Annotated in this window: 22 protein-coding genes; 4 read left to right on the top strand and 18 right to left on the bottom strand. The window is 62.9% G+C overall.

All coding sequences use genetic code 11. The features are described 5' to 3' along the window. Positions 1-33: 33 nt before the first annotated feature. The 11 genes from argE to ACODTO_RS08405 all read right to left on the bottom strand — a co-directional run bounded on the left by argE (position 34) and on the right by ACODTO_RS08405 (position 12,787). Positions 34-1,191 carry an acetylornithine deacetylase gene (gene argE / locus ACODTO_RS08355; RefSeq protein WP_464709260.1) on the bottom strand — a complete coding sequence of 386 codons (1,158 nt, stop codon included), beginning with the start codon at positions 1,189-1,191 and terminating at the stop codon, positions 34-36. Continuing rightward, entirely contained in the window at positions 1,188-2,345 is a 1,158-nt protein-coding gene (locus tag ACODTO_RS08360; protein WP_139648529.1) for an NAD(P)/FAD-dependent oxidoreductase, read from the bottom strand. Before ACODTO_RS08360 ends, argE begins: the two co-directional genes overlap by 4 nt. Continuing rightward, entirely contained in the window at positions 2,342-3,718 is a 1,377-nt protein-coding gene (locus ACODTO_RS08365; RefSeq protein ID WP_489106269.1) for an FAD/NAD(P)-dependent oxidoreductase, read from the bottom strand. The genes ACODTO_RS08360 and ACODTO_RS08365 overlap by 4 nt, the downstream gene beginning before the upstream one ends. Further along, positions 3,700-4,008, bottom strand: a complete 309-nt coding sequence (locus ACODTO_RS08370) for a (2Fe-2S)-binding protein (protein WP_489106270.1) — start codon at positions 4,006-4,008, stop codon at positions 3,700-3,702. Before ACODTO_RS08370 ends, ACODTO_RS08365 begins: the two co-directional genes overlap by 19 nt. Next, positions 4,005-5,849 carry an ABC transporter ATP-binding protein gene (locus tag ACODTO_RS08375; RefSeq protein ID WP_489106271.1) on the bottom strand — a complete coding sequence of 615 codons (1,845 nt, stop codon included), beginning with the start codon at positions 5,847-5,849 and terminating at the stop codon, positions 4,005-4,007. Before ACODTO_RS08375 ends, ACODTO_RS08370 begins: the two co-directional genes overlap by 4 nt. 1 nt (position 5,850) lies before the next feature. Beyond that, the gene (locus tag ACODTO_RS08380) at positions 5,851-6,726 is read right to left on the bottom strand and encodes an ABC transporter permease (RefSeq protein WP_139648523.1); all 876 of its coding nucleotides are present in this window, start codon (positions 6,724-6,726) and stop codon (positions 5,851-5,853) included. After that, a complete protein-coding gene (locus tag ACODTO_RS08385) occupies positions 6,723-7,679 on the bottom strand; it encodes an ABC transporter permease (protein WP_139648521.1) in 957 nt (318 codons plus the stop codon). The genes ACODTO_RS08380 and ACODTO_RS08385 overlap by 4 nt, the downstream gene beginning before the upstream one ends. A 45-nt stretch (positions 7,680-7,724) precedes the next feature. Beyond that, positions 7,725-9,368 carry an ABC transporter substrate-binding protein gene (locus ACODTO_RS08390; RefSeq protein ID WP_489106272.1) on the bottom strand — a complete coding sequence of 548 codons (1,644 nt, stop codon included), beginning with the start codon at positions 9,366-9,368 and terminating at the stop codon, positions 7,725-7,727. A gap of 87 nt (positions 9,369-9,455) precedes the next feature. Beyond that, entirely contained in the window at positions 9,456-10,730 is a 1,275-nt protein-coding gene (locus ACODTO_RS08395) for an NAD(P)/FAD-dependent oxidoreductase (RefSeq protein ID WP_139648517.1), read from the bottom strand. 35 nt (positions 10,731-10,765) lie between these two features. Continuing rightward, entirely contained in the window at positions 10,766-11,434 is a 669-nt protein-coding gene (locus tag ACODTO_RS08400) for a haloacid dehalogenase type II (protein WP_139648515.1), read from the bottom strand. A gap of 468 nt (positions 11,435-11,902) precedes the next feature. Next, positions 11,903-12,787: a LysR family transcriptional regulator gene (locus tag ACODTO_RS08405; protein ID WP_139648513.1), complete on the bottom strand. Its 885-nt coding sequence runs from the start codon at positions 12,785-12,787 to the stop codon at positions 11,903-11,905. 94 nt (positions 12,788-12,881) lie between these two features. On the opposite strand from ACODTO_RS08405, the gene ACODTO_RS08410 reads away from it, so the two are divergent. The 3 genes from ACODTO_RS08410 to ACODTO_RS08420 all read left to right on the top strand — a co-directional run bounded on the left by ACODTO_RS08410 (position 12,882) and on the right by ACODTO_RS08420 (position 16,042). Beyond that, complete coding sequence (locus ACODTO_RS08410; RefSeq protein ID WP_139648511.1) at positions 12,882-14,018, top strand: DSD1 family PLP-dependent enzyme; 1,137 nt, start codon at positions 12,882-12,884, stop codon at positions 14,016-14,018. After that, positions 14,008-14,394: a RidA family protein gene (locus tag ACODTO_RS08415; protein WP_139648509.1), complete on the top strand. Its 387-nt coding sequence runs from the start codon at positions 14,008-14,010 to the stop codon at positions 14,392-14,394. The genes ACODTO_RS08410 and ACODTO_RS08415 overlap by 11 nt, the downstream gene beginning before the upstream one ends. 190 nt (positions 14,395-14,584) lie before the next feature. Next, positions 14,585-16,042 carry an aldehyde dehydrogenase family protein gene (locus tag ACODTO_RS08420; RefSeq protein WP_489106273.1) on the top strand — a complete coding sequence of 486 codons (1,458 nt, stop codon included), beginning with the start codon at positions 14,585-14,587 and terminating at the stop codon, positions 16,040-16,042. 5 nt (positions 16,043-16,047) lie between these two features. Here the strand turns inward: ACODTO_RS08420 and ACODTO_RS08425 are convergent, their stop codons facing one another. Continuing rightward, positions 16,048-16,437, bottom strand: a complete 390-nt coding sequence (locus ACODTO_RS08425; protein ID WP_489106274.1) for a GFA family protein — start codon at positions 16,435-16,437, stop codon at positions 16,048-16,050. A 93-nt stretch (positions 16,438-16,530) separates the two neighbouring features. Next, positions 16,531-17,457, bottom strand: coding sequence for a LysR family transcriptional regulator (locus ACODTO_RS08430; protein WP_489106275.1), 927 nt, complete (start codon positions 17,455-17,457; stop codon positions 16,531-16,533). Positions 17,458-17,591: 134 nt separating this feature from the next. Between ACODTO_RS08430 and ACODTO_RS08435 the strand changes: the two genes are divergently transcribed. Further along, positions 17,592-17,993 (top strand): RidA family protein, encoded by a 402-nt coding sequence (locus ACODTO_RS08435; RefSeq protein ID WP_175385854.1) that lies wholly within the window; start codon positions 17,592-17,594, stop codon positions 17,991-17,993. A 248-nt stretch (positions 17,994-18,241) separates the two neighbouring features. On the opposite strand, the gene ACODTO_RS08440 is transcribed toward ACODTO_RS08435, so the two are convergent. The 5 genes from ACODTO_RS08440 to gpmI form a co-directional block, all read right to left on the bottom strand. After that, positions 18,242-19,159, bottom strand: coding sequence for an IS110 family RNA-guided transposase (locus ACODTO_RS08440; protein ID WP_175387063.1), 918 nt, complete (start codon positions 19,157-19,159; stop codon positions 18,242-18,244). Positions 19,160-19,527: 368 nt separating this feature from the next. Further along, positions 19,528-20,310 carry a divergent polysaccharide deacetylase family protein gene (locus ACODTO_RS08445; RefSeq protein ID WP_489106276.1) on the bottom strand — a complete coding sequence of 261 codons (783 nt, stop codon included), beginning with the start codon at positions 20,308-20,310 and terminating at the stop codon, positions 19,528-19,530. Between the two features lies 1 nt (position 20,311). Next, on the bottom strand, positions 20,312-21,628 hold the full coding sequence (locus tag ACODTO_RS08450) for a S41 family peptidase (RefSeq protein WP_139646393.1): 1,317 nt from the start codon (positions 21,626-21,628) through the stop codon (positions 20,312-20,314). 32 nt (positions 21,629-21,660) lie between these two features. Beyond that, on the bottom strand, positions 21,661-22,953 hold the full coding sequence (locus ACODTO_RS08455; RefSeq protein ID WP_139646395.1) for a murein hydrolase activator EnvC family protein: 1,293 nt from the start codon (positions 22,951-22,953) through the stop codon (positions 21,661-21,663). Positions 22,954-23,183: 230 nt separating this feature from the next. Further along, on the bottom strand, positions 23,184-24,713 hold the full coding sequence (gpmI, locus tag ACODTO_RS08460; RefSeq protein ID WP_489106277.1) for a 2,3-bisphosphoglycerate-independent phosphoglycerate mutase: 1,530 nt from the start codon (positions 24,711-24,713) through the stop codon (positions 23,184-23,186). Positions 24,714-24,778 lie beyond the last annotated feature (65 nt).

A 24,778-nucleotide genomic window follows, 5' to 3' on the forward strand; every position in this document is an offset into this window, starting at 1 on the left:
CCCACAGGGGTTCGGTGGTGATTCAAGAGGCGTTTACAGTTTCAAGGACCCCAACACCCCTTCCAGAAACCGTTCACCCGCGTCCATCTGGCTGACCTCGATGAACTCATCGGGCTTGTGCGCCTGTTCGATGGAGCCCGGGCCACAGACCACTACGGGTACATCCAGGCGTTGTTTGAACAGGCCGCCTTCGGTGCCGAAGGACACCTTGGCGGTGCCGGTGTCCGGGGCGGCGAAGTTTTTCAGGAAGCGCACCGCCTCCACGCTCGGGTGGGTGTCCAGGCCCGGGTAGACGTTCAAGGTGTCGATCTCGATAGCCGCCACGCTGGAGAGTTTTTTTGCTTCACCGACGATCATTTCGGCGCGCTCGCGCAGTTGCTCCAGGAACTGATCCAGGTTGTCAGCCGGCAAGTTGCGCACCTCGAAATCCAGGGTGCACAGGTTCGGCACGATGTTCAGGGCCTTGCCACCGACGATCTGCCCGACGTGCACGGTGCTGTAGGGCACATCGAAATCCGCATCCCGGGCGCCCTGCTCCTGCAACTGCTGCTGGCTCTGGCGCAGCGCCGCGATGAAATCGCAAGCCACGTGAATCGCGTTCACCGAAAGCGGCGCCAGCGACGAGTGCGCCTCCAGGCCCCGACAGTAGGTACGGTAGGAACCCTTGCCCTTGTGCCCGAGCACGAACTGCATGTTGGTCGGCTCGCCGATCACGCACAGGAACGGCCGGACCGGCGCCAGGTGAAGCACATCGAGCAGACGACGCACGCCGACACAACCGATCTCTTCGTCATGGGACAGCGCCAGTTGCAACGGTCGGCTCAACGAGCAGTCGGCGGCATCGAGCATGGCGTCGATGGCCAGCGCGATGAAGCCTTTCATGTCACAGCTGCCGCGACCGTAGATCCGGCCGTCGCGCAGCGTCGCCTGAAACGCCGGGACGGTCCACGCCTGTCCCGCCGCCGGCACCACGTCGGTGTGCCCGGACAACAGGATCCCCGGCTGCTCACGGGGGCCGGTGCTGGCGAAGAGGTTGGCCTTCTTGCCGCTCTCGTCCTTGACGATCAGCGACTCGATGCCCTTGCTCGCCAGCAGCTCGCGCACATACTCGATCAAGGCCAGGTTCGACTCCGAAGAGACCGTTTCAAATGCCAGCAGGCGTTCGAGAATCGCCAGTACCCTTGGTTTCATGACGCTTTGCTCCGTTGCTCGGCAGAAGAGGCGAACCGGCAAATGGAGAACGGTTCGATGGAAGTGCTGGTGCTGCCGGTGCTGATCAGCTCGGCCATGACATCACCGACACCCGGGCCGAGCTGGAAGCCGTGACCGCTGAAACCGAACGCATAGTACAGACCATCCACGTTGCCACTGGGCCCCATCACCGGCAGCGAGTCGGACAGGTAGCCTTCGATCCCGCTCCACACGCGGATGATGTTCAGGTTGCCGATACCTGGCACCAGGCGGCGCATCTGGTCCAGCTGGTTGAGAATACTGCGCGGCTCGACATGGGCCCGACGGTTGAGCATGTCCGGCTTGCAGCGATAGCCACCGCCGATGATGATGTTGCCCCGGGGGATCTGACGGAAGTAGATCACCTCTTCGGGTATCTTGGTGTACACGCCGATCACCGTCGGCAAGGCATACGGCACCGGCTCGGTGACCGCCATCTGCGGGCCGTTGGTCTCCAGCGGCACCGGTTCACCGAATTGCTCCGAGAGCTTCTGGCCCCAGGCCCCCGCCGTAATCAGCAGGCGCGCGGCGCTGAACCGGCGACCGTCGGTGGTGGTGACGCTGAACGTATCGGCGTTGACCTTCTGCACTTCGGCCACTTCGGTCCGCTCTTCGATGCGCGCCCCCAGCCGCCGGGCCGCCCGCGCAAACGCAGGCGCCGCCAGACGCGGGTTGGCGTGGCCATCGTGAGGCGCATAAGAGCCTCCCTTCACGTCTTTGCCAAGGAACGGAAAACGTTCATGCAGTTCGGCGCCACGGTAGATCTTCAAATCCAGCTGCACCGCTTCAGGGGCTGCGGCGTAAGCCTCAAGCTCAGCAATCTCGTCTTCGCGATAGCACACGCGCATATGCCCGCTGGCGATGAATTCCAGGTCATCGTCGATCAATTCCGGCAAGCGTTTCCACAGGGCAAAGGAGCGATTCGCCAGCTCCAGTTGCCCGAGGTAACGCCCCTGGCGCCGGACGTTGCCGAAGTTGACGCCGCTGGCGTACTGACCGATCAGGTCGCGTTCCAGCAGAATCACCGACTGCCCTCGCTGGCGCAGGAAAAATGCTGACGCCGCGCCCATCACACCACCGCCGACAATCAACACATCGGCCTTGTTCTGGGTCATGGCGTCACCTCCCGGGTGAGCATCGAAAGCGGCTTGACTGGCGCCTGGCCACGTTGGCGGCCGACCTCCCGGACGTCGACACCGGCCGCCGCGGCAATCACTTCGGCCCCGGCCTGGGCGCAATAGCGCCCCTGACAGCGGCCCATGCCGACCCGGCTGAAGGCCTTGGCCCGGTTGACTTCGCAGGCGCCCTTTTCACTGACGGTGCGCCGCAGCTCGCCAGCGGTGATCATTTCACAACGGCAGACAATGGCCTCGTCCGGCAATGCCTTGGCTTGCGCCGCCGGCCAGGGAAACGCCTGGGCCAGGCCGAGGCGAAACGCATCCATCACCTTGAGCGCCTGGCGCTGTTCGGTGACCTGGGCGGCGTCCACCGGCTGCTGCAGATCGCTCAGCACCGCCAGGGCGGTCAGGCGACCGGCGCATTCGGCGGCATCGGCGCCACGGATGCTCGAACCATCTCCGGCGGCATAGACACCGCTGACCGAGGTTCGCCCGTCCTCATCCGTCGCCAGCAGCCACTGGCTGGATGCCTCGTCGAAACGCAAGACACAGCCGGCCAGATCGGCCAACTGGGTTTCCGGACGCAAGTGATACCCCAGGGCGACGGCGTCGCAATCCACCGTCAACGTTTCGCCGTTCGCGGTACGCACGCGCACGCCACTGACGCCGCTGTCTACCTCGCCCAGTATGTGCAGAGGCGAAACGCCCAGGTGCACCGGGACTTTCGCCTGGCGCAACTGCGCCAGCAACTTCATGCCGGTGAACAATAAACGGGGACGCGCCATGAGTTTGGGCAGGGCCTTGATACGCTTGCCCAAGGGCGAAGTGTCGAGCACCGCCGCCACATTGGCACCGGCCTTGAGGTATTGGCTGGCAACGAGATAGAGCAACGGCCCGCTGCCCATGAACACCACCCGGTGACCAATGGAAACCGCCTGGGCCTTCAACGCGATCTGCGCCCCGCCGAGGCTGTAGGTGCCGCCCAACTGCCAGCCTTCGATGGGCATCAGGCGGTCGGTGGCGCCGGTGCAAAGCACCAGCGCGTCGTAATCCACCGTCGAATGTTCGCCCTGGCTGACGCAACACAGTTGCCCCGATGTCAGGTTCCACACCAGGGTGTCCGGACGGTAGTCGATCTGCGGGCGCAAACGGTCGAAACTGTCGTGCAGGTCCCGGGCCTTCTCGGCCTCGGTGCCGTACAGCGTGGTGTAGGTACGGGTGAATCCTTCGGGCTGGCGGCGGTAGATCTGTCCGCCGTCGCGCCGGTTTTCGTCGATCAGGATCGGCCTGAAGCCCGCCGCGACCAACGTCTGGGCACAGCGAATGCCCGCCGGCCCGGCACCGACTATCGCTATCCGCGCAGTGGCCATATTGCCTCCGGTTGCCGGGTGATGATGTCCAAGCCCTCGCGGACTTCATTGGAGCAGGCACGCAGGCGTTCGCCGCTGCGGGTCCAGACCCAGCAGTCCTGGCAGGCGCCCATCAGGCAGAAACCGGCGCGGCTGCCCGGATCGAACTCCGACTGGCGCAACGCCGGGCCGTGGGTCAGCAGCGCGACCATCAACGTGTCGCCCTGCAACGCCTCGACGGAGACGCCATCCACGGTCAGTTTGACGACGGGTCGGCCCTGTTCGGCCAGCCTTACGAAACGAGCGCTCATGCGTAGGCTCCGGCAATCATGCTGTTTGCATCCTGCTGCGTCTTGAGCAGCTCGCCACCGTCGTGATGACAGAGCACCTCGCTGCCACCCTCGATGACGCGCCGGGGCGGCGCGGTGCGGTTGCACAGGCCGTCGACGCGCACCGGGCAGCGATTGAGAAAGGTGCATAGCGTCGAAGCCTCGGCCTTTTCACCCAATGCGGGCAGCGTGCCGCAGGTGGTCGTGCCACAGCTTTCCAGCCAGCCCTGGCGCAACTCCGGCACCGAATGGATCAGCAGGTCGGTGTAGGGATGGAACGGTGCCTGGGCGAACGATTGCCGTGAGCCCTCCTGGACCTTGTGGCCGCTGTACATCACGACGATGTCATCGCACAGCGCCCGCACCGTGGAAATGTCGTGGCTGATGAACAGGTAGGAAACCCCCAGTTGCTGGCGCAAGTCGCGCAGCAGTTCGAGAATCGCCGCGCCCACCACCGTATCGAGGGCCGAGGTCACTTCATCGCAAAGAATCAGGTCCGGCTTGGCCGCCAACGCGCGGGCCAGGTTGACCCGCTGCTTCTGCCCGCCGGACAGTTCGCCCGGACGGCGCTCGGCCAGGGTTCGCGGCAGGCGCACCAGGTCCAGCAACTCGCCGATACGTTCACGCAGCGCTGCACCCTTGAGGCCGAAATACATTTTCAGTGGTCGGCTCAGGATGGTGCTGATGCTGTGCATCGGATTGAGCGCGGTGTCGGCGTTCTGGAACACCATCTGGATTCGCCGGAACTGTTCATCGGTGCGCTCGGACAGGCTGCCGCCCAAGGGCTGGCCATCGAACGTCAACCCGCCAAGAGCCGGTGGCAACAGCCCCGCCACCACCCGCGCCAGGGTGGATTTACCCGACCCCGATTCGCCGATCACCCCGATGGCCTGGCCCCGGCGCACAGTCAGGTCGATGTCCTCGAGCACGCGGATCATCGGCATCCCGCGACGGTCCTTGTCGCCATAGCCGGCGGTCAGGCCCTGGATCGTCAACAGCGGCGTGTCCGCGGCCACGCCGCAGGGTGGACGAATCGTCGTGTCCGGCCGCGCCGCCGCCAGCAGGCTGCGGGTGTATTCGTGGGCCGGCCCCTTGAGCAGTGGCGCGGTGGCGCTCTGCTCGAAGATCTGCCCGCCGTTGAGCACGACGATCTGGTCGGCCATCTGCGCGACGACCGCCAGGTCGTGGGACACATAGACCGCCGTCGCGCCACGCTCGCGCACGACCCGCTTGAAGGCCCGCAACACGTCGATCTGGGTCGTGACGTCGAGGGCCGTGGTCGGCTCATCGAGCACCACCAGCAAAGGATCGCTGATCAACGCCATGGCGGCCATCACCCGTTGCAGCTGGCCGCCGGAAACCTGATGGGGGTAGCGCTGGCCGATGCGTTCGGGGTTCGGCAGCGCCAGGTCCCGGAACAGCCCGATGGCCTTGGCTTCGAGCGTGGCCCGGTTGCCCAGGCCATGGATCAGCGCGCCTTCGACCACTTGGTCGATCAGCTTCTTGGCCGGGTTGAACGCCGCGGCGGCGCTCTGGGCAATGTACGAGACACGGTTGCCGCGCAAGCCTTGCAACTCGCTTTCACCGAGGGCCAGCATGTCATGCTCGCCGATGCGCACGCTGCCGCCGGCCAGGCGACAACCGCGCCGTGCGTAACCGAGCAGTGCCAGGGCAATGGTGGTCTTGCCGGAGCCGGACTCGCCGATCAGCGCCAGCACTTCGCCTTTCTCCAGGGAGAAACTCACGCCCTTGACGATTTCGACTTCGCCGCGCTCGTCACCGGCGACGACCCGCAGGTTTTCGACTCGGATCAATTCGCTCATCTCAATGGCCTCCCGAACGTCGATTGCGCCGCGAAGACAGGCGGTCGATAAACAGATTCACGCCGATGGTCAGGGTGCCGATGGCCAGTGCCGGAATCACGATGGCCGGCGCGCCCTGGTTAAGGCCGCCAATGTTCTCGCGCACCAGGGAGCCGAGGTCGGCGTCCGGCGGTTGCACGCCCAGGCCGAGGAAGCTCATGCCGCTGAGCAGCAGCACGATGAAGCCGAAGCGCAGGCCCAGGTCCGCCAGCACCGGGTTGAGCATATTGGGCAGGATTTCCACGCAGGCGATGTACAGCCGACGCTCGCCACGGGTGCGGGCCACTTGCACGTACTCCAGGGCCTCGATATTCACCGCCATGCTGCGGGCGATACGGAACGCCCCCGGGGTGTAGCTCAGTACCGCCGTGCACACCAGCAAGGTCACCGACGAGCCGAACGCCGAAACCATGATCAACGCCAGCATCTTGCTCGGAATCGAAATGAACGCGTCCATCAGGCGGCTGATCAGTTCGTCCAGCCACTTCGGTGAAACCACCGAGAGCAGCGCGCAAGTGGTTCCCAGCCCGCTCGCCAGTACCGCGGCGACCAACGCCAGGCCCACGGTGAATTGCGCGCCGACCAGGATCCGGCTGAGCATGTCACGGCCCAGGTAGTCGGTGCCCAGCGGGTAAGCGGCACTGAAGCCGTCGAAGACATTGTCGGACACCACTTCCCCCACCGGGTGGGGTGCCAGCCAGGGGCCGAAAATCGCCACCAGCAACCACATGACACACATCACGGCACCGATCAGCCCAAGCCAGGACGAACCATGAGCGTCTTTGCCCAATGCCAGTGCTACCGCCGCAGTCGGGGATTTCACAATGGGATTGTTCATTGGTTTCTCAGCCTCGGATTGGAAAGGATCGCGCACAGGTCGGCAATCAACACCAGCGACAGGTATGCGGTACAGAACAGCATGGTGCAGGCCTGGACCAACGCCATGTCACGGTTGGTCACGGCATCGACCATCAGGCTGGCGATGCCGGGATAGTTGAAAATCGTCTCGACGATCACCACGCCGCCCAACAGATACGACAGGCTCAAGGCAATGGCATTGGCAATGGGCCCGATGGCGTTGGGCAGCGCATGACGCAGCACCACCCGCACCGGGCTCACGCCCTTGAGACGGGCCATTTCCACGTAAGGACTGTCGAGTTGATCGATCACCGCCGCCCGGGTCATGCGTGCCATCTGCGCAACGATCACGCAACACAACGTCATCACTGGCAAGGCGTAGGTCCGCATGAATTGCAACGGCGAAGTGATTTCACTGGAATACGACAGCGCTGAAAGCCAGCCCAGGTTCACGGCGAAAATCAGCACCGCCAGGGTGGCCACCAGGAACTCCGGCACAGCCACCATCATCAGCGTGAAGAAGCTCACGAAACCGTCGATGCGACCGCCGCGGCCCATGGCCGAACCGATGCCCAGGACCAGCGCCAGCGGCACCGACACCAGCGCCGTCGCGATCGCCAGCATCAGGGTGTTGGGTACCCGTCCCGCCATCAGTTCCGCAACCGACGTGGCATTGGACGCCGACACCCCAAGGTCGCCGCTGAGCAGGTTCGTCAGCCAGTGCAGGTAACGCAACACACCCGGCTGATCCAGCCCCATTTTCACGCGCAGCGCCGCAACCTGCTCTGGCGTGGCGAATTGTCCGAGGGCCTGCTGTGCCGCGTCTCCCGGCAATACCGCCGTGATGGCGAACACCACCATCGATACAATCAGAAGGGTCACGATCGCTGCACCGAAGCGCCGGCCGATCAACCACAGTGTGTTGCTATTCATCGCCCTATCCTCGTGCACTGTCAGCCAGCGAAACACCGACGCTCATCAAGCGTCCAGCCAGACCTGCTCGGCGAACATGTAGCCCATGAAGCCGCCCAGCGGGTTGGTGCCATAGCCCTTCACGCGCTGGTCGACGCCATCGATGTTGCTGATGAACACCGGGATGCCGATACCGCAGTGATCATGCACCAGGGTCTGCATGTCGGCGTACATCTTGCCGCGTTTGGTTTCGTCGGTTTCGCCCCGGGCCTGTATCAGCAACTGATCGAACTGGGCATTTTTCCAACCGGACTCATTCCACGGTGCCGTCGACTGGAAGAACTGCGAGAACAGCATGTCGGCGTTGGGCCGTGGGTTGATGTTGCCGAAGCTCAACGGATGCTTGGCCCAGTGGTTGGACCAGTAGCCGTCGCTCGGCAGACGGTTGACGTTGAGCTTGAGCCCAGCCTCCTTGGCCGACTGCTGCAGCAGCACCGCAACGTCCACCGAACCGGTGGCAGCCGGCGAACACATTACCGGCATGCTGATGCTTTCCATGCCGGCCTTTTTCAGCAGGAAGCGCGCCTTCTCCGGATCGTAGGTCCGTTGCGGCAGGTCGGCATTGTGGAAACGCGAACCGGGGGCAATCGGATGGTCGTTGCCGACCCGGGCAAACCCGCGGAAGATCGCCGACTTGACCTGTTCCCGGTCCAGCAGCAGCTTCATGGCTTCGGTGAATTCCGGGTTCTGCCCGGGCATCTGGTCCTGGCGAATGATCAAGTCAGTGTAGTTACCCGACGGCGAGTCCACGACCCGGTGGGTGGTGCTGTCCTTGATGCGCGTCGTCGAGCGAGGGTTGACCTCGTTGATGATCTGCACGTCGCCCGAGAGCAGCGCGTTGACCCTGGACGGCTCGTCGGCAATGCCGATGAACTCGATCTCGTCCAGGTACGGCAAACCGGGTTTCCAATAGTTGGTGTTGCGTGCACCAATGGACCGCACCCCCGGCTTGAACTCCTTGACCTTGAACGGACCTGTACCGACACCCTGGCTGAAGTCGCTGGTACCTTCGGGCACGATCAGCATATGGGAAACAGCGAGAATCGAGGGCAGCTCGGCATTCGGGCCACTCAAGCGGATCTGCACTTCATGGGTGCCGTTGGCCTTGACCTCGGCAAACTGCTCGGCCAAGGGCAGGACCTTGGATCCGGTAATCGGATCCTTGTGTCGCAACAGGGAATACACCACGTCAGCGGCGGTCAGACCCTTGCCGTTGTGAAACGTCACTTCCTTGCGCAGGGTAATCACCCAGAGCGTGGCGTCAGTGGTATCGATGCGCTCGGCCAGCTCCAGTTGCGGCACCATGTGGCTGTCGAAACGGGTCAGGCCGTTGTAGAACATGTAATGGCGCACGTAGTCCGTGGAGGATGAACCCTTGGCCGGATCCAGCGTATCGGAGGTGGAGCTGGAAATACCGGCGACGCGAATGCGCCCACCCGGCTTGCCCTTGCCAGGGCTCGCGGTTTCGTCGGCCAGCAGTTTGCCAGCGGCGCCGAACAGGCTGCCGGCCCCTGCCGCGGCCACCCCGGCCAAGCCCAGCATCTGCAGCGCATGACGGCGCGACATGCCCCGATTGAGCCCTTCAAAAACACGCAGACTGTCTGTACCGGTAATCAACTGGCTATCAATGCTGCTCTTAGTGTCAGTCATGTCAGTTCTACCTTTCGCTCATGGTAAGGGCTCGGTTGCGCACGGTTGACGCAACGTGGATGAAACGTAAAAACAACGTCATATGAATCAGTGGAGATAGTCCTGCAGGCGGTAATACGCGCCTACCAGCGGCAAGAACCAGGGCTTGCCGAAATGCCCGGGAATCGCCGGCCAGTCGAGCTCGCGCCACGGATTGGCCTCAGCCTTGCCAGCCATGACCTCGGCCATGACCTGCCCCATGTGCACCGACATCTGCACGCCATGGCCGCTGTAGCCCATGGAGTGATACACCCCGCCATGCTGGCCGGCCCGGGGCAACCGGTCGGACGTCATGTCCACCAATCCGCCCCAGCAGTAGTCGATCCTGACGTTGGCCAGTTGCGGGAACATCCGCACCATCGCCGCCTGCAGCACCTTGCCGCTCTTGGCATCGGAAACACTGTCGGACATGGCAAACCGCGCACGCCCGCCAAACAGCAGACGGTTATCCGGGGTCAGGCGGAAGTAGTTGCCGATCATGCGACTGGTGACATAGGAGCGGCGCGCCGGCAGCAAGCTGTCGATCAGCGCCTGGGGCAACACCTCGGTGGCGATCACGAAACTGCCCACCGGGACGATTCGCCGCCGATACCAGCCCAAGCCGCCATGCTGACTGGCACCGGTCGCCAGCAAGACCTGCGAAGCGTGCAGTGTTCCCTTGCTGGTGTTGACCTGATAACCACCGGCGCTGGCCTTCCAGTCCTTGACGGCCACGCCCTGGAAAATCAACGCGCCGTGACGCGCGGCGGCCTCGGCCAAGCCGACGCCAAAGCGCCCGATGTGCATCTGCACACCATTGCGCTGTAGCAGGCCGCCATGAAACTGGTCGGACTTGACCTCCGCCCGCGTCTCTTGGGCGGACAGCAGCTCGACCTCGGCATCGACTTCCTTGCGGATCAACTCACAGGTGCGTGCCAATCCCTCGTAGTGCATCGGCTTGGCGGCGAGTTTGAGCTTGCCGTTGCGCTTGAGGTCGCAGGCAATCCCCTCCTGTTCCACCAGCGCGACGACGCTCTGCACGGCGCTCTCGTAGGCCTGGTAATACGCCCGCGCTTTATCGGCGCCGAGACTGGCGGTGAGCGCCGCGTAATCCTGGGCGACGCCGGTGCTGCAATGCCCGCCGTTACGCCCCGACGCCTCGCCAATCACCCGTCCCGCTTCCAGCACCGCCACGCTGGCCCCCTTCAGGGCCAGGGCACGGGCGGCCGCCAGCCCGGTGAAACCGCCACCGACGACGGCGACATCGACCTGCCTCGGCAACCCGCCGAGTTGAGCACCTGTGAAGGCCGGTGCGGTATCGAGCCAATAGGACTCACTGCCCATGTCTAACCCCTTTCGCCTTGGAAAGTGCGTGCGTCTCAGAGCCCGACCAGAGCGGCCAACCCACCGATATCGGGAATCTGGTGATAGCCATAGATCGCGTTGCCCGGCTGCTCGTGACCACGGGCAACAAAGGCCTTGTTCTTGATCTTCATGTCATGGGCAGGCATCAAGTCGTAGCGGAAGCTGGACGATACGTGCAACACGTCTTCCGGCCCGCAGCCGAGGTTATCGAGCATGAATTCGAAGGCCGCCAGGCGCGGCTTGTAGGCCTGTGCCTGCTGGGCGGTGAAAACTTTATGGAAAGGCGCGCCGAGCTTGTCGACGTTGGACATGATCTGCTCGTCCATCGCGTTGGAAAAAATCACCAGGGGGATCTTGTCGGCGATTTTCGACAGGCCCGCCGGCACATCGGCGTGAGGGCCCCAGGTCGGCACGGCGTCGTAGTAGAGCTGACCTTCGCCCCGATACTCAACACCCCAGCGCTTGCAGACGCGGGCCAGGGAAGTCTTGATGATTTCATCATAGGGGCGCCAGTCACCCATCACTTGATCCAGGCGATAAGCGGCGAAGTCCTTGACGAACTGATCCATCTGCCCGGCATCGACACGATCGGCGAACAGCTCGCGGGTCATGCTGCCCATCTGGAAGTTGGTCAACGTGCCGTAGCAATCGAAGGTGATGTACTTGGGTCGAAGAAAGCTCATGGGTGCGGTCCTGAATGGTTGTTGGAGGCATGAACGTGGCAAGCATCGGCGCCATTCGTTAAGCACCGGCACAACGCTGCATCACATTTTCATTACAACACCATGAGACCGTGGATAATCGGTTAAAAATAGTGGCGGCTTGGTACAAACCACCGTTTTGCGGGGCTCCCTCAGCAGACTTTGCGGGATGCTCCAGGCACGGGCGTTGCGCCCATGTTTCAGTGGGTTTGCGGGCAGTTCTGGTGCACCAAACGGCACGGCGGCAAGCTGTTTGCGGCAGAATCTGCGCAGGAACCGGGGGCGTTTCAGCATCTTTGTCGAACGGGCTGACGCCATCGCGAGCAGGCTCGCTCCCACATGGAATCCTGGGGGCCATCGCGCTTTGTGATCCAAGCCAAATGCCTGTGGGAGCGAGCCTGCTCGCGATGCCAGTAGCACTGTCAAAAGACAGCATGGCGCTGCCTTCGATCAGGCTTTCAACTCAGCTTCCAGGAAGCTGACCAACGCCTGGACCCGCGCGCTGCGCACTTTGCGCGAAGGCACCAGCAGGTTGATGGGGGCGCTGTCGAATTGCCAATCGGCGAGCACCCGTACCAGCCGCCCGTCGGCGATGGCCCTGCTGACATCCCACTGCGAACGCAGCACCAGCCCCAGCCCTTCTTCTGCCCAACGCCGCGCCACGCTGCCATCGTTGCTCAATAAAGCCGGTTTGATCCGCAGCGTCTTGTGCTGCTGATCTTTACGCAAGTGCCACAGGGTGACGTCCTCGTCGTTTTCGCGAATGCAAATGCAACGATGATCAGCCAGTTGCTCGGGCGCTGACGGCGTGCCGTTCAGCGCCAGATAGGCGGGACTCGCGCACAGCCACCGATCATTTTGCGTGAGGGTCCGGGCGACCCACTGGCTGTCGCTGAGGTTGCCGATGTGAATCACCGCGTCGCTGTCATGCCGATCCGGCCAAGGCGTTTCCCGCAGATCCAGGTGCAGGCACAGCTGCGGATGCAACCTGGCGAAACGCGCCAGCAACGGCGCGAGGCGCTGGCGCCCATAGCCGAACGGCGCCGCCAGCCTCAGGGTGCCGACCAGTTGATCATCCTGCCGCCTGAACGATTCGGGGAGGGCCTCAAGCTGTTCCAGCAACAGCGCGCTCTGACGGGAAAAACGCTCGCCGTCGGCGGTCAGGCTCAGGCGCCGGGCATCGCGATTGGCCAAGGTCAGCCCGAGGACGCCTTCCAGCTTGCGCAGACGCATGGACAGCGCCGGTGGCGAGACATCCAATGCCCTGGCGGCCGCGCTCAAAGAGTCGCAACGCGCCAGTGTCGCGGCCATTCGCAGGTCTTCGATGCTGATCATTCAGTTCAACTTAATGATTGATGACACCGCATTGAACCATGACTTCACGACGCCTGAGTAGAGTCGACCCCGTCTTCCACCACCGGGCCCTGCCATGCCAGCCTCGACCGCTTCCCTCGACACCCCCGCCGCGCTCATCGATCGGCCACGCATGCAACGCAATATCCAGCGCATGCAACAACGCATGGACGACTTGGGCGTGCGCTTGCGCCCCCACATCAAGACCAGCAAATGCCTGCAGGTAGTGCAGGCCCAGATTGCCGCTGGAGCCAGCGGTGTCACGGTGTCCACCTTGAAGGAAGCGGAGCATTGCTTCGCCAACGGCATCCAGGACATTTTCTATGCCGTGGCCATCGTGCCCGGCAAACTGGACCAGGCCCTGGCGCTCAGGCGCAAAGGCTGCCAGCTGAGCATCCTGACGGACAGCCTGGTGGCAGCCCGGGCGATTGTCGATTTCGGCCAACGTCACGACGAACCCTTCGACGTATGGATCGAGATCGATTGCGACGGCCATCGCTCCGGCGTGCGCATCGAAGACGGAGCGCTCGTCGATATCGCACGAGCCCTCGGCGAAGGTGGACAGCGGCTTTGCGGCGTCATGACCCATGCCGGATCCAGCTACGAGCTGGACACCCCCGAGGCGCTGCAAGCCCTGGCCGAACAGGAGCGGCAGGTCTGCGTCAGCGCGGCCCGACGCATCCGCGACGCCGGGCTGGCATGTCCGCAGGTCAGCATCGGCTCGACGCCCACGGCCCTGTCGGCACTGAACCTGGACGGCGTCACCGAGGTTCGGGCCGGTGTGTATGTGTTCTTCGACCTGGTGATGCACAACGTCGGCGTTTGTCAGGCGGATGAGTTGGCGCTGAGCGTGCTGACCAGCGTCATCGGTCATCAGCCAGACAAGGGCTGGATCATCACCGATGCCGGTTGGATGGCGATGAGTCGTGACCGGGGCACTCAGCGCCAGCAGCATGATTTCGGCTATGGGCAGGTATGCACCGACGCCGGCGACTGGATCGAAGGGGCACGGCTCACCGGCGCCAATCAGGAACACGGCATCGTCACCCTGTCAGGTGCCGAGCACGTCGACATCACAGCGCGCTATCCCATCGGCAGCCGCCTGCGCATCCTGCCCAACCACGCCTGTGCCACCGGCGCCCAATTTCCCCATTACTGCGCCTGTGATGACACTGGCCAAGTCCAACTCTGGAGTCGCCTGCATGGCTGGTGAAATCGAGACGATCCGCACAACCGATGCCGCCCTACCGGGTGGGCATTACGCCCAGGCGGTTGCGCACCAAGGCGTCTTGTACGTGTCCGGGCAACTGCCGGTGCACGCCGATGGCAGCCACAGCGTCGAGCAACCGTTCGACGTGCAGGCCGCCCTCGCGCTGGACAACCTGCTGGCGATTCTCGCGGCGGCCGGCCGACAGCCAAGGGATCTGCTGAAGGTGACCGTCTACGTTGCGGGCATCGAACACTGGCCGGCTTTCGACCGTGTCTACGCCCGTTATCTCGGTGAGCACCGGCCCGCACGCGCCGTGGTGCCGGTTCCAGCCTTGCACCATGGCTACCTGATCGAAATCGAAGCGCTGGCCCGTATATGAAGCGCAGCAAGGGGTCAGGTGAGCGCAGTGCGCGTTTTGTCCGGTTAGCCCGGCAGATTCAGCAGATTCTCCTTTGCCAACCTCAAGAACGGCACATCCCGTCAGGGTCGCTTTGTTAGTTTATTTGAGCAGGCACAGCCTCACGATCTGCTGCTGGCAATGTCCTCACTGCTCTATGGGAGCCCGTTGCATGACAACCCGATCTTCTGACAGCTACCTCGACCCACAGACTTTGGGGCAGCTTTATATCAATGGCGCCTGGTCGTTTCCGGCGTATCCGACCACGCTGCCGGTGATCAACCCGGCCACCGAGGCGATGGTCGCCGAAGTCGCCCAAGGCTCCTGCGCGGACGTCGACCGGGCGGTAGCGGCGGCACGGGCGGCGTTTCCCGGCTGGACCACGACCGCGGTCGCATCCCGTGCGCAGGTCCTGGGCAAGATCCATGAACTGATTCTGGAACGACAAGAGCAACTGGCCCAAGTGCTCTCCCTGGAGATGGGCGCGGCCATCGGTTTCGCACGAGCCATGCAGGTCCCTCTGGCGGCCGAGCACGTGCGGGTCGCCCGTGATCTGCTGTCCACCTACAGTTTTCGCAACGTCGAAAACGGTACGGCCATCCAGCGCGAACCCATTGGCGTCTGCGGGCTCATCACGCCGTGGAACTGGCCGCTTTACCAGATCACCGCCAAGGTCGCCCCGGCGATTGCCGCCGGCTGCACCGTGGTGCTCAAGCCCAGCGAACTGTCCCCCCTGAGCGCCCTGCTATTCGCCCAGCTGGTGCATGACGCGGGCCTTCCACCGGGCGTGTTCAACCTGGTGAATGGCAGCGGTGCGGACGTCGGCGCAGCCATGGCCGCACATCCCGATATCGACATGATCTCCATCACCGGCTCCAACCGCGCGGGTGCGCTGGTGGCCCAGGCTGCCGCCCCGACGGTCAAGCGCGTCACCCAGGAACTGGGCGGCAAGTCGCCCAACGTATTCTTGCCGGACGCCGACTTCACCAAGGCCGTGCCGCCCGGCGTGATGTCTGCGTTTCGTAACGTCGGCCAATCATGCAGCGCGCCGACCCGGATGATCGTGCCGCGTAGCCGGCTGGCGGAAGTCGAAGCCCTGGTCACCGCCACCGTCGACGCGATCATCGTCGGCGATCCTCGGTCGGAAGAAACGCAACTCGGCCCCATCGCCAACGAAGCCCAGTTCAATCGCGTGCAGGCGATGATCGAGGCAGGCCTGAGTGAGGGCGCCAAGCTCCTCTGCGGCGGCCCAGGACGAGTGCCAGGGTTTGCGAAAGGCTTCTACGCCCGCCCAACGGTCTTCTCCGAAGTGGATAACGCCATGCGCATCGCCCAGGAAGAAATCTTTGGCCCGGTGCTGTGCCTCATCCCCTATGACACGGTGGAAGAAGCCATCGCCCTCGCGAACGACACCGTCTACGGCCTCAGCGCCCATGTGCAAGGCCAGGACCTTGAAGCTGTACGCACCGTGGCCTCGCGCATCCGCGCCGGGCAGGTGCTCTTGAACTACCCGGCGTGGAACCCGTTGGCGCCGTTCGGCGGCTACAAGCGCTCGGGCAATGGTCGGGAATACGGTGTTCATGGGTTCGAGGAGTACACGGAGGTCAAGGCGATTGTCGGGTTTGGTTGATCGCCCTACTCCTCGGACCGACCTTTGCCGGCACGATCATGCTCGTATCGTGTCAACGGAAACGCCGGCAGCCAGGCCTCGCGTCGCGAGGTCCAGCATTCGTAGCTAGGCATCAATTGGTCAGGGGCATCCAGGTTGCCCAGGTTCACTTCGATCTCGTCACCGCTGCGGGCAAAGACCGGCGAGCCGCAGCGGGGGCAAAAGAATCGACCGGCGTAGTTGCGGGTATCACCTTCGACCTTCACTGCTTCCTGGGGAAACATGGCTGCGGCGTAGAAAAGCGCGCCATGGTGCTTGCGACAGTCGAGACAGTGGCAGAGGCCTACCCGGTAGGGGCGCCCCGTGGCTTCGATGCGAACGTTGCCGCACAGGCAACCGCCGGTGAATCGGTCCATGGAATGTCTCCTCTGCAATCGAGCGGTGTAAATCTTCGACCGTCCTCGTCGCTACGGGTTTAATCCGCTGGTGCCGGCTGGTCAGGCTCCTGTCTACACACCACGTCGATCAACAACCGGCGCATGCTGCGCCATCAGCTCCACCATCCATTCGATGAATACCCTCAACCGGGCGCTGAGGTGCCGGTTCGGCGGGTAAGCCAAGTAGAGCGGCATCGGGTCGATGCGCCACGTTTCGAACAGCGGCACCAGTTCGCCGTTGGCTTCGTGGGGCCTGGACATGTACTTGGGTAGCCACAGTACCCCCAGCCCCGCCAGGCCTGCCGCGAGGTAGGCGTTGCCGTCGTCGACGGCCAGGGCGTAGCGCCCGTTGATGTGCAGGTGTTCATTGTCGTTGTGCATGGCATAGGGCACGGCTTTGCCGGTGCGGGCCCACAGGAAGCCGACGATACGATGCTGGGAATCCTCGAGGTCTCGTGGATGCGCGGGCGTGCCGACGCGTGCCAGGTAGCTCGGCGCCGCGAAGACGCCCAGCTCAAGATCACCGATGCGTCGGGCTATCAGCGACTGGTCCGTCAGTTCACCACCGCGCACCACGCAATCGACGTTTTCATCGATGATGTCCACGATGCGATCGCTGACGCCCATGTCGATCTGGATGTCCGGGTATCGCGCATGGAACGTCGGGAGCGCCGGCATCAGGATCAGCGCAGCCAGCGGGCTGGGGACGTCTACCCGCAACCGCCCCCTGGGCAGTGCCTGGGCGTCGGACAGACTGGTTTCGGCATCTTCCATGTCGGCCAGCAAGCGCAACACCCGCTGGTAATAGACGGCGCCCTGGGCGGTGATGTTGACTTTGCGTGTCGTGCGGTTGAGCAGCTTGACCCGCAGGCGCGCCTCCAACTGCTGCACCAACTGGGTCACGGTGGTCTTGCTCATGTGCAGGGTCTCGGCGGCCTTGGTGAAACTGCCCGCCTCCACCACCCGGACGAATGCCTGCATCGCATCAAAACGATCCATTGCTGCTCCGCATGTCGATGATTATTTGGATTTCACAAACAGTGATCGCCAAGGTTGCGCGTTTATCGTCCGGACACAAGCCCCTAGAGTGACTTCATCGTTGTTTCCCTGGCTGATGACCGATGGAGGTTCCCATGACACCGCGTGATGTAGTTTTCCCACCTGGACGCCAAGCGCTCTATGAGCGTAATCGTTATTCACCGGCGATCCGGTCCAATGGTTTTCTCTTCGTATCGGGGCAAGTCGGCAGCACCGACGACGGTTCGCCCGAACCCGATCTGGAGGTTCAGGTCCGGCGTGCGTTCACGAACCTGGAAGCGATTCTCGCCGCGGCCGATTGCAGCTTTGACGATGTGGTGGACGTCACCGTTTTCATGGTCGATCCAGAATCGAAGTTCGAGACGATCTGGAAAGTGGTGCCTGAATTCTGGGGCAACGCGCCGCACCCGACACTGACGGCGGTGGGGGTGACGTGGTTGTATGGGTTCGAGTTCGAGATCAAGGTGATTGCCAGGTTGCCTGACGCTGGGCGGTGAATCAGTGATGACGCCATCGCGAGCAGGCTCGCTCCCACAGGGAGTTGCGGTGTGCTGTGGATACCGGGCCCACTGGAGATCCATTGTGGGAGCGAGCCTGCTCGCGATAGCGGTGGGTCAGCTGGCATCGAGGCTGGATGTGCCGGCGCCTTCGCGGGCAAGCCCGCTCCCACAGGTTTTGGGTGTGCTGCGGATATCGGGTCCACTGAAGATTTACTGTGGGAGCAACTGTCTTACCTTGCCGCCCATCACCGCCATTCAGTGCCGTCTCGAAGCATGGCATTCAGCCTGATCAGTAATATTCGCATGCAGGCGATGAGCGCGACTTTCGCGCTCTTGCCTCGCTCTCGAAGTGCCTCATACCGAGCCTTGAAGTCGGCGTGGTAGCGGATGACAACCCAGCACGACATGTAAAGCGCACGTCTGACGCGAGCTCTTCCTCCGTAAATCTGACGTTTCCCGCTGTGATTGCCACTGTCGTCGTTGTAGGGGGCGATTCCCGCCAGGGCCGCTATCTCTCTGCGATCAAGCTCACCGAGTTCGGGCAAGTAAACCAGCAAACTGGCAGTCGCCACGGTGCCGATGCCTTTAACTGAGGTGAGTCGGTCGGCCTTTTCCGCATCCAGCTTACGCATGCTTTGATTAATGGCTTTGCCGAACTGCTTGATTTGGGTTTGCAGGTAGCGAATATGGTCTTTGATCGCCTCGATAACCACCGGTAGCTGGGCCTGCTGCAGTCGGCGCTTGTTGTCGTCTCGTTGCTGGACGAAGTGTTCGCGCAGCTGAACCAGTTCACGCAGTGCCTCACGCTCAGGTGAAATGGGCTTTTCGCGAGCCGCATGCAGGGCTTCGGCAAAATCGGCAAGAACAGCCGCATCGATGGGGTCGGTCTTGGCATTCTTGCCCATGGCTACAGCGAAGGCCCTGGCCCGGCGAGGGTTGATCCTGAGCACATTGAAACCTGCTTCCTGCAACGCCGCCATGACCCTTCGTTCATAGCCGCCCGTGGCTTCCAACAACACCCGGCCAATCGTGTACTGGCTTAGTCGTTCGACCAGTTGTGCAAAGCCCTCAAGTGTATTGGGGACCTCATAGCCTTGGTTCTGTGGCTGAACCCAAACGGCGAGATTTGATTTGGAGATATCGATGCCGACCCAGGAAATCATGGCGAAACCCTCTTACACTCAGAAGTGAGAGTGCTCTGGCTTTGCCCACGCTTGTGATTCGAGTGCCGCTCGTCCAACTGTTCGGGCTTATGGGCCAGAGTAGAAAGGTAGATGGCAGCTTTGCTCCCACTCGTGCTTCAAGCACCGCGGACTCACAGCTTGCCATCTACCCCTCTCACCCCAGAGTTTATTCCCTTACTCAGACACAAGCGGGCTTGCCCGCGAAGGGGCCTACCGGTTCAAGAGCTGATCTGACTGACACACCGCTTTCGCGAGCAAGCCCGCTCCCACAGGATTGAAGTTCCGCCGCTAATCAATGTGGGAGTGAGCCTGCTCCGGGCGGCGATCCGACGATGGCCGCGACGCAGTTATCGATAAACCCCGTTCTTCCCATGCCCCGTCATCGCTCGATTGCTGCGCAGGCTGATCATCGACTTGATGTCCACCCATTCGATGCCCTGCGCCTTGAGGCGGGGCAGTTCGCGTTCGAGCACCGCCAGGGTTTGCGGGTAGGGATGGCCGATCATCACGGCCGAGCCCTGGCGGCGAGCCAGGTCGATGGCGGTCTGGAACTGATGGGTGATGGCGGCTTCGGTGCGCTCGTCGTCGAGGAATACATCCCGCGAAACACTGGCGAGGCCGATCTTCTGGGCTTCGGCGGCTGCGACAGTCTGGGCGCTGGTGCGGCTGTCCACGAAGAACTTGTGTCGCTGTTGCAAGTCCGCCATCAGCCACGCCATGGCCTGGGGCTGGGCGGTCATGCGGCTGCCCATGTGGTTGTTGATCCCACTGGTATAGGGCACGGCAGCGAACGCGGCGTCGAGGCGCTTGCCGAGTTCTTCAATCGGTAGCTCGGGATGCCAGGCGAACGGCCCGGTCGCCGGATCCATGGGCATGTGCAGCATGACGATCTTGCCGGCGCGGTGAGCCTCGCGGGCAAATTCGGCGGCGTGGGGCGTATCGGGCATGATCGCGGCGGCGACCGGGCCGGGGAGGGCCAATACCCGGCGATCCCGGGGCAGGTTTTGCCCCAGGTCATCGATGATCAGACTCAGGTAAGCCTTGTGCGGTGAAGCCGCGGGCGTGTCGGGCGCCGCAAAGGCGGCGCTTGCCAGGCAGCACAACAGCCCGAGGATGAAACGCAGGCCCATCTCAGCGGCCGGAGGTGATGTTCAGTCCTTTGAGCAGACTCAGGGCCTGGGCCAGTTGGTAGTCGTCATCCTGCGGCATCGGCTTGGCCTTGGCGCCGGAACCGCTCGGTTTGTCGGCGCCGCCATTGCCGTTGCCCAAGTGACCTTGCAGGTCGGCTTCCTTGAAGTACTCGCTGTCCTGCTCGTTGGTGATCTTGGCCTTGCGTACCTCGATGTCCGGGACGATACCCTGGGCCTGGATGGAGCGGCCGTTTGGCGTGAAGTACAGCGCAGTCGTGATCTTGAGCGCCCGGTCGTTGTTCAGCGGCAGGACGGTCTGCACCGAGCCTTTGCCGAAACTGGTGGTGCCCATGACCACGCCGCGCTTCTGGTCCTGCAGGGCGCCGGCGACGATTTCCGAGGCCGAGGCGCTGCCACCGTTGATCAATACCACCAGTGGCACGGCGTCGCTCAGATCGTTGCCGGTGGCCGAGAAGCGCAGCTCGGAGTTGGCGATACGGCCTTTGGTGTAGACGATCAGGCCTTTGGTGATGAAGTGATCCACCACTTCCACCGCCGATTGCAGCACGCCGCCAGGGTTGTTGCGCAGGTCCAGGACCAGGCCATTGAGTTTCTTGCCATTGTCCTTGCGCAACTTGGCCAGGGCTTTGGCGACTTCTTCGCCGGTCTTGACCTGGAACTGGGTGATGCGGATGTAGCCGTAGCCCGACTCCAGCAGCTGGCTCTTCACGCTCTTGACCTGGATTACCGCCCGGGTAAGGGTCACGTCGAATGGCGTACCGCCATCGCGTACCAGGGTCAGGGTGATCTTCTGGCCGATCTTGCCGCGCATCTTGTCCACGGCTTCGGTCATGCTCTGGCCGCGGGTCGGCTGGCCGTTGATCTTGACGATGAAGTCGCCAGCCTGGATCCCGGCCTTGGAGGCTGGTGTGTCGTCGATCGGCGACACCACCTTGATAAAGCCGTCTTCGCTGCCGACTTCGATGCCCAGGCCGCCGAACTCGCCGCTGGTGCTTTCCTGCAATTCGGCAAAGTCTTCCGGCCCCAGGTAGGCAGAGTGCGGGTCAAGGTTGCTGAGCATGCCCTTGATGGCGTTCTCCAGCAGCATCTTGTCATCCACCGGTTCGACGTAGGCGGCCTTGATCCGGTCCATGACTTCGGCGAAGGTGCGCAGTTCGTCCAGGGGCAACGGTGCCTTGGTGGTGGCGGCCGTGGCGGCAGGCGCCGATGGGGCCGGTCCGGCGGCAAAAGCCAGGGGTGCACCGATCACGAGGGCGATCGTCAGAGCCAGCGAGGTGAGGCGGGACAAATGCAGCATGTCGAACGAACTCCTTAATTGGATGGGCGCGCTTATCCTTGCGCACGACACCATTGGGCCGGGTCACTGGGGCGACCCTGCTGACGAATTGCGAAATACAGCGCAGGCGTATCCTGCCCGCCACTGTTGCCGACCGTGGAGATGGACTCACCGGCCTTGACCACATCCCCCGCCGACTTGAGCAGCGTCTGGTTGTGGCCATACAGACTCAGGTAACCGTTGCCGTGATCGAGGATCACCAGCAGGCCGGCGCCGCGCAGCCAGTCGGCGAACACTACCCGCCCGCCATGAACGGCATGCACCTGGCTGCCGGCGGATGCGCTGATCATCACGCCGTCCCACTTGGTGCGGGTGTCGTCGCCGCGGGTTTCACCAAAGCGCGCAAGCAATCGACCATTGACTGGCCATGGAAGTTTGCCCCGGGCGGAAGCAAAGGCGCCGCCGAAGGTTTCGCCATCGCTGGAAACCAAGGCGCCAGGGCTGGGCTTCGTCGTTTTGCGGGGCGCGTCGTCCGAGTCCGCATCGGCCTGGGCTTCACGCAAGCGCTTTTTTTCGGCTTCCTGCTGGGCGATCAGCGCTTTCTGCCGCGCTTCCTCTGCCTCTCGCGCCTGGCGGGCCAGGGTTTCCTCGATGGTCTTCAGCACGTTTGCCAGTTCGGCCTGGTCCTGCTCACGAGCCTTGAGCTTGCTGTCCCGCGCTTTCATGTCGTCATTGAGCTTGGCCAGGGCCACCGCGCGTTCCTTGCGAACCTTCTCGAGTTCTTCGCGCTGAGTGTCCAGGCTGCTTTTCTGCACCAGCAACTGGGCCTGTTGCAATTCGATGTCTTTCTCGACGTTGGCCAGTTGGCGCAGGGTTTCGTTGAATTTCTTGAGTTGCTCCAGGCGTGCCTGGCTCAGGTAGTCGTAATAGGTGAGGGTGCGGGCGAACTTCTCGGGGTTCTGCTGGTTGAGCAACAGCTTGAGGTACTCCTGACGGCCGCTCTGATAGGCCGCGCGGGCCTGGATGGCGATCAGGTGTTGCTGTTCAGTGCGCGCGCTCTGGAGTTTTTTTTTCTCTCCATCGAGCCGCTGCAGCTCGGATTCGCTTTTCTTCAGCTCTTTTTGCAGGGCATCGACCTGTTTCTCCAGGTTGCCCATCTCGGTCTCGGTGCCGCGCAGGTCTTTCTGTACGCCGGCTTTCTCTTCCTGCAGTTTGCCCAGCAGCTTCTTCAGCTCGGCAATGTCCTGGCGCGTGGCTTCCAACTGCTGTTGGGTTTGCGCGCGCTCGTCAGCGAAGGCCGGTTGGAGCAGGCAGGTCAGAGCGAGGGCTATCAGGACGCGAAGCATAGAGGCGGGCGATACCAGGGAAAGGGACGGCCTAGTATGCCCGCCCCACGCCGCAAAAAAAACGCCCATTTGGGGCTGTGTGATAACTGGGCTGGTGTCAGGCGCCAAATCACCGCCAAACCTCTGTGGGAGCAAAGCTTGCTCGCGATGATGTCAGCACATTCGCCAAAAGTGCTGGCCGTTCGATCGCTATCGCGAGCAGGCTCTGCTCCCACAGGGGGGGATGCTGATCAGACCAGAATCGAAGTCCCGGTCATTTCCGCCGGCTTTTCCATGCCCAGCAGCATCAGCATGGTCGGCGCCACGTCGGCCAGCACGCCGCCGTCGCGGACCTTGAAGTCGCGCTTGCCGACATAAATGAACGGCACCGGCTCGGTGGTGTGGGCAGTGTGGGCCTGGCCGGTGGATTCGTCGGACATCTGCTCGACGTTGCCGTGGTCGGCCGTGATCAGCGCTTCGCCACCGACCTTTTCCAGCGCTTCGACGATGCGGCCAACGCAGGTATCCAGGCACTCCACGGCCTTGACCGCCGCCTCGAACACACCGCTGTGACCGACCATGTCGCCGTTGGCGTAGTTGACCACGATGACGTCGTAGCGCTGGTTTTCAATGGCGTCGACGATCCGGTCGGTGACTTCCGGGGCGCTCATCTCAGGTTGCAGGTCGTAGGTGGCGACTTTCGGCGAGGGGATCAGGATGCGCTCTTCGCCCGGAAACGGTTCTTCGCGGCCGCCCGAGAAAAAGAATGTCACGTGGGCGTATTTTTCGGTTTCGGCGATGCGCAACTGGGTCTTGCCATTCTTGGCCAGGTAATCGCCCAGGACGTTTTCCAGGCTGCCGGCGGCGAAGGCCGACGGTGCGGGAATGCTGGCGGCGTACTGGGTCAGCATCACGAAACCGGCCAGTTTGGGCTGGCGAGCGCGTTCGAATTCCTTGAAATCGTCTTCGACGAAGACCCGGGTCAGCTCGCGGGCGCGGTCGGCACGGAAGTTCATGAACACCACAGCGTCGCCATCCTCGACCTTGACCGGTGTGCCGATGGTGGTGGCCTTGACGAATTCGTCGCTTTCGCCACGCTCGTAGGCAGCTTCCAGGCCTTCCTGGGCGGTGGCGGCGCTGAATTCGGCATTGCCATCGACGATCAGGTTGTAGGCTTGGGCGACACGGTCCCAACGGTTGTCGCGGTCCATGGCGTAGTAACGGCCGACAATGCTGGCGATGCGACCCTTGCCGAGCGCCTGGAAGGTCGTGTCCAGCAGCTCGATCGAAGATGCGGCGCTTTTCGGCGGCGTGTCACGGCCGTCGAGGAAGGCGTGCAGGTAGATGTTCTCGGCACCGCGCTTGAAGGCCAGTTCGGCCATGGCGATCAGGTGGTCCTGGTGGCTGTGCACGCCGCCATCGGACAGCAGGCCCATAAAATGCACGGCCTTGCCGGCCGCCACGGCTTTGTCCACGGCAGCGCAGATGGTCGGGTTGTCGAAGAACTCGCCGTCGCGGATCGCTTTGGTGACGCGAGTGAAGTCCTGGTAAACCACACGGCCGGCGCCGAGGTTCATGTGACCGACTTCGGAGTTGCCCATCTGCCCGTCCGGCAGGCCGACATCCATGCCGCTGCCGGAGATCAGGCCGTTCGGCACGGTGGCCCACAGGCGGTCCAACACAGGCTTGTTGGCCGAATACACAGCGTTGGATTCGTGGCTGTCACTGTGACCGAAGCCGTCGAGAATCATCAGGACCAAAGGTTTAGGCGTGGTAGTCATGGAATCCACTCGTGGCTGGTTAAAAGAAGACGATGGAAAAGGGACGGGCAGTTTAAAGGTAAGTT

It is taken from the genome of Pseudomonas sp. FG13, assembly GCF_057809755.1.

What these genes read in the sequence shown, in the direction of transcription:
- argE (WP_464709260.1), bottom strand. Translation starts at nt 1,191, where the DNA reads ATGAAACCAAGGGTACTGGCGATTCTCGAACGCCTGCTGGCATTTGAA.
- ACODTO_RS08360 (WP_139648529.1), bottom strand. Translation starts at nt 2,345, where the DNA reads ATGACCCAGAACAAGGCCGATGTGTTGATTGTCGGCGGTGGTGTGATG.
- ACODTO_RS08365 (WP_489106269.1), bottom strand. Translation starts at nt 3,718, where the DNA reads ATGGCCACTGCGCGGATAGCGATAGTCGGTGCCGGGCCGGCGGGCATT.
- ACODTO_RS08370 (WP_489106270.1), bottom strand. Translation starts at nt 4,008, where the DNA reads ATGAGCGCTCGTTTCGTAAGGCTGGCCGAACAGGGCCGACCCGTCGTC.
- ACODTO_RS08375 (WP_489106271.1), bottom strand. Translation starts at nt 5,849, where the DNA reads ATGAGCGAATTGATCCGAGTCGAAAACCTGCGGGTCGTCGCCGGTGAC.
- ACODTO_RS08380 (WP_139648523.1), bottom strand. Translation starts at nt 6,726, where the DNA reads ATGAACAATCCCATTGTGAAATCCCCGACTGCGGCGGTAGCACTGGCA.
- ACODTO_RS08385 (WP_139648521.1), bottom strand. Translation starts at nt 7,679, where the DNA reads ATGAATAGCAACACACTGTGGTTGATCGGCCGGCGCTTCGGTGCAGCG.
- ACODTO_RS08390 (WP_489106272.1), bottom strand. Translation starts at nt 9,368, where the DNA reads ATGACTGACACTAAGAGCAGCATTGATAGCCAGTTGATTACCGGTACA.
- ACODTO_RS08395 (WP_139648517.1), bottom strand. Translation starts at nt 10,730, where the DNA reads ATGGGCAGTGAGTCCTATTGGCTCGATACCGCACCGGCCTTCACAGGT.
- ACODTO_RS08400 (WP_139648515.1), bottom strand. Translation starts at nt 11,434, where the DNA reads ATGAGCTTTCTTCGACCCAAGTACATCACCTTCGATTGCTACGGCACG.
- ACODTO_RS08405 (WP_139648513.1), bottom strand. Translation starts at nt 12,787, where the DNA reads ATGATCAGCATCGAAGACCTGCGAATGGCCGCGACACTGGCGCGTTGC.
- ACODTO_RS08410 (WP_139648511.1), top strand. Translation starts at nt 12,882, where the DNA reads ATGCCAGCCTCGACCGCTTCCCTCGACACCCCCGCCGCGCTCATCGAT.
- ACODTO_RS08415 (WP_139648509.1), top strand. Translation starts at nt 14,008, where the DNA reads ATGGCTGGTGAAATCGAGACGATCCGCACAACCGATGCCGCCCTACCG.
- ACODTO_RS08420 (WP_489106273.1), top strand. Translation starts at nt 14,585, where the DNA reads ATGACAACCCGATCTTCTGACAGCTACCTCGACCCACAGACTTTGGGG.
- ACODTO_RS08425 (WP_489106274.1), bottom strand. Translation starts at nt 16,437, where the DNA reads ATGGACCGATTCACCGGCGGTTGCCTGTGCGGCAACGTTCGCATCGAA.
- ACODTO_RS08430 (WP_489106275.1), bottom strand. Translation starts at nt 17,457, where the DNA reads ATGGATCGTTTTGATGCGATGCAGGCATTCGTCCGGGTGGTGGAGGCG.
- ACODTO_RS08435 (WP_175385854.1), top strand. Translation starts at nt 17,592, where the DNA reads ATGACACCGCGTGATGTAGTTTTCCCACCTGGACGCCAAGCGCTCTAT.
- ACODTO_RS08440 (WP_175387063.1), bottom strand. Translation starts at nt 19,159, where the DNA reads ATGATTTCCTGGGTCGGCATCGATATCTCCAAATCAAATCTCGCCGTT.
- ACODTO_RS08445 (WP_489106276.1), bottom strand. Translation starts at nt 20,310, where the DNA reads ATGGGCCTGCGTTTCATCCTCGGGCTGTTGTGCTGCCTGGCAAGCGCC.
- ACODTO_RS08450 (WP_139646393.1), bottom strand. Translation starts at nt 21,628, where the DNA reads ATGCTGCATTTGTCCCGCCTCACCTCGCTGGCTCTGACGATCGCCCTC.
- ACODTO_RS08455 (WP_139646395.1), bottom strand. Translation starts at nt 22,953, where the DNA reads ATGCTTCGCGTCCTGATAGCCCTCGCTCTGACCTGCCTGCTCCAACCG.
- gpmI (WP_489106277.1), bottom strand. Translation starts at nt 24,713, where the DNA reads ATGACTACCACGCCTAAACCTTTGGTCCTGATGATTCTCGACGGCTTC.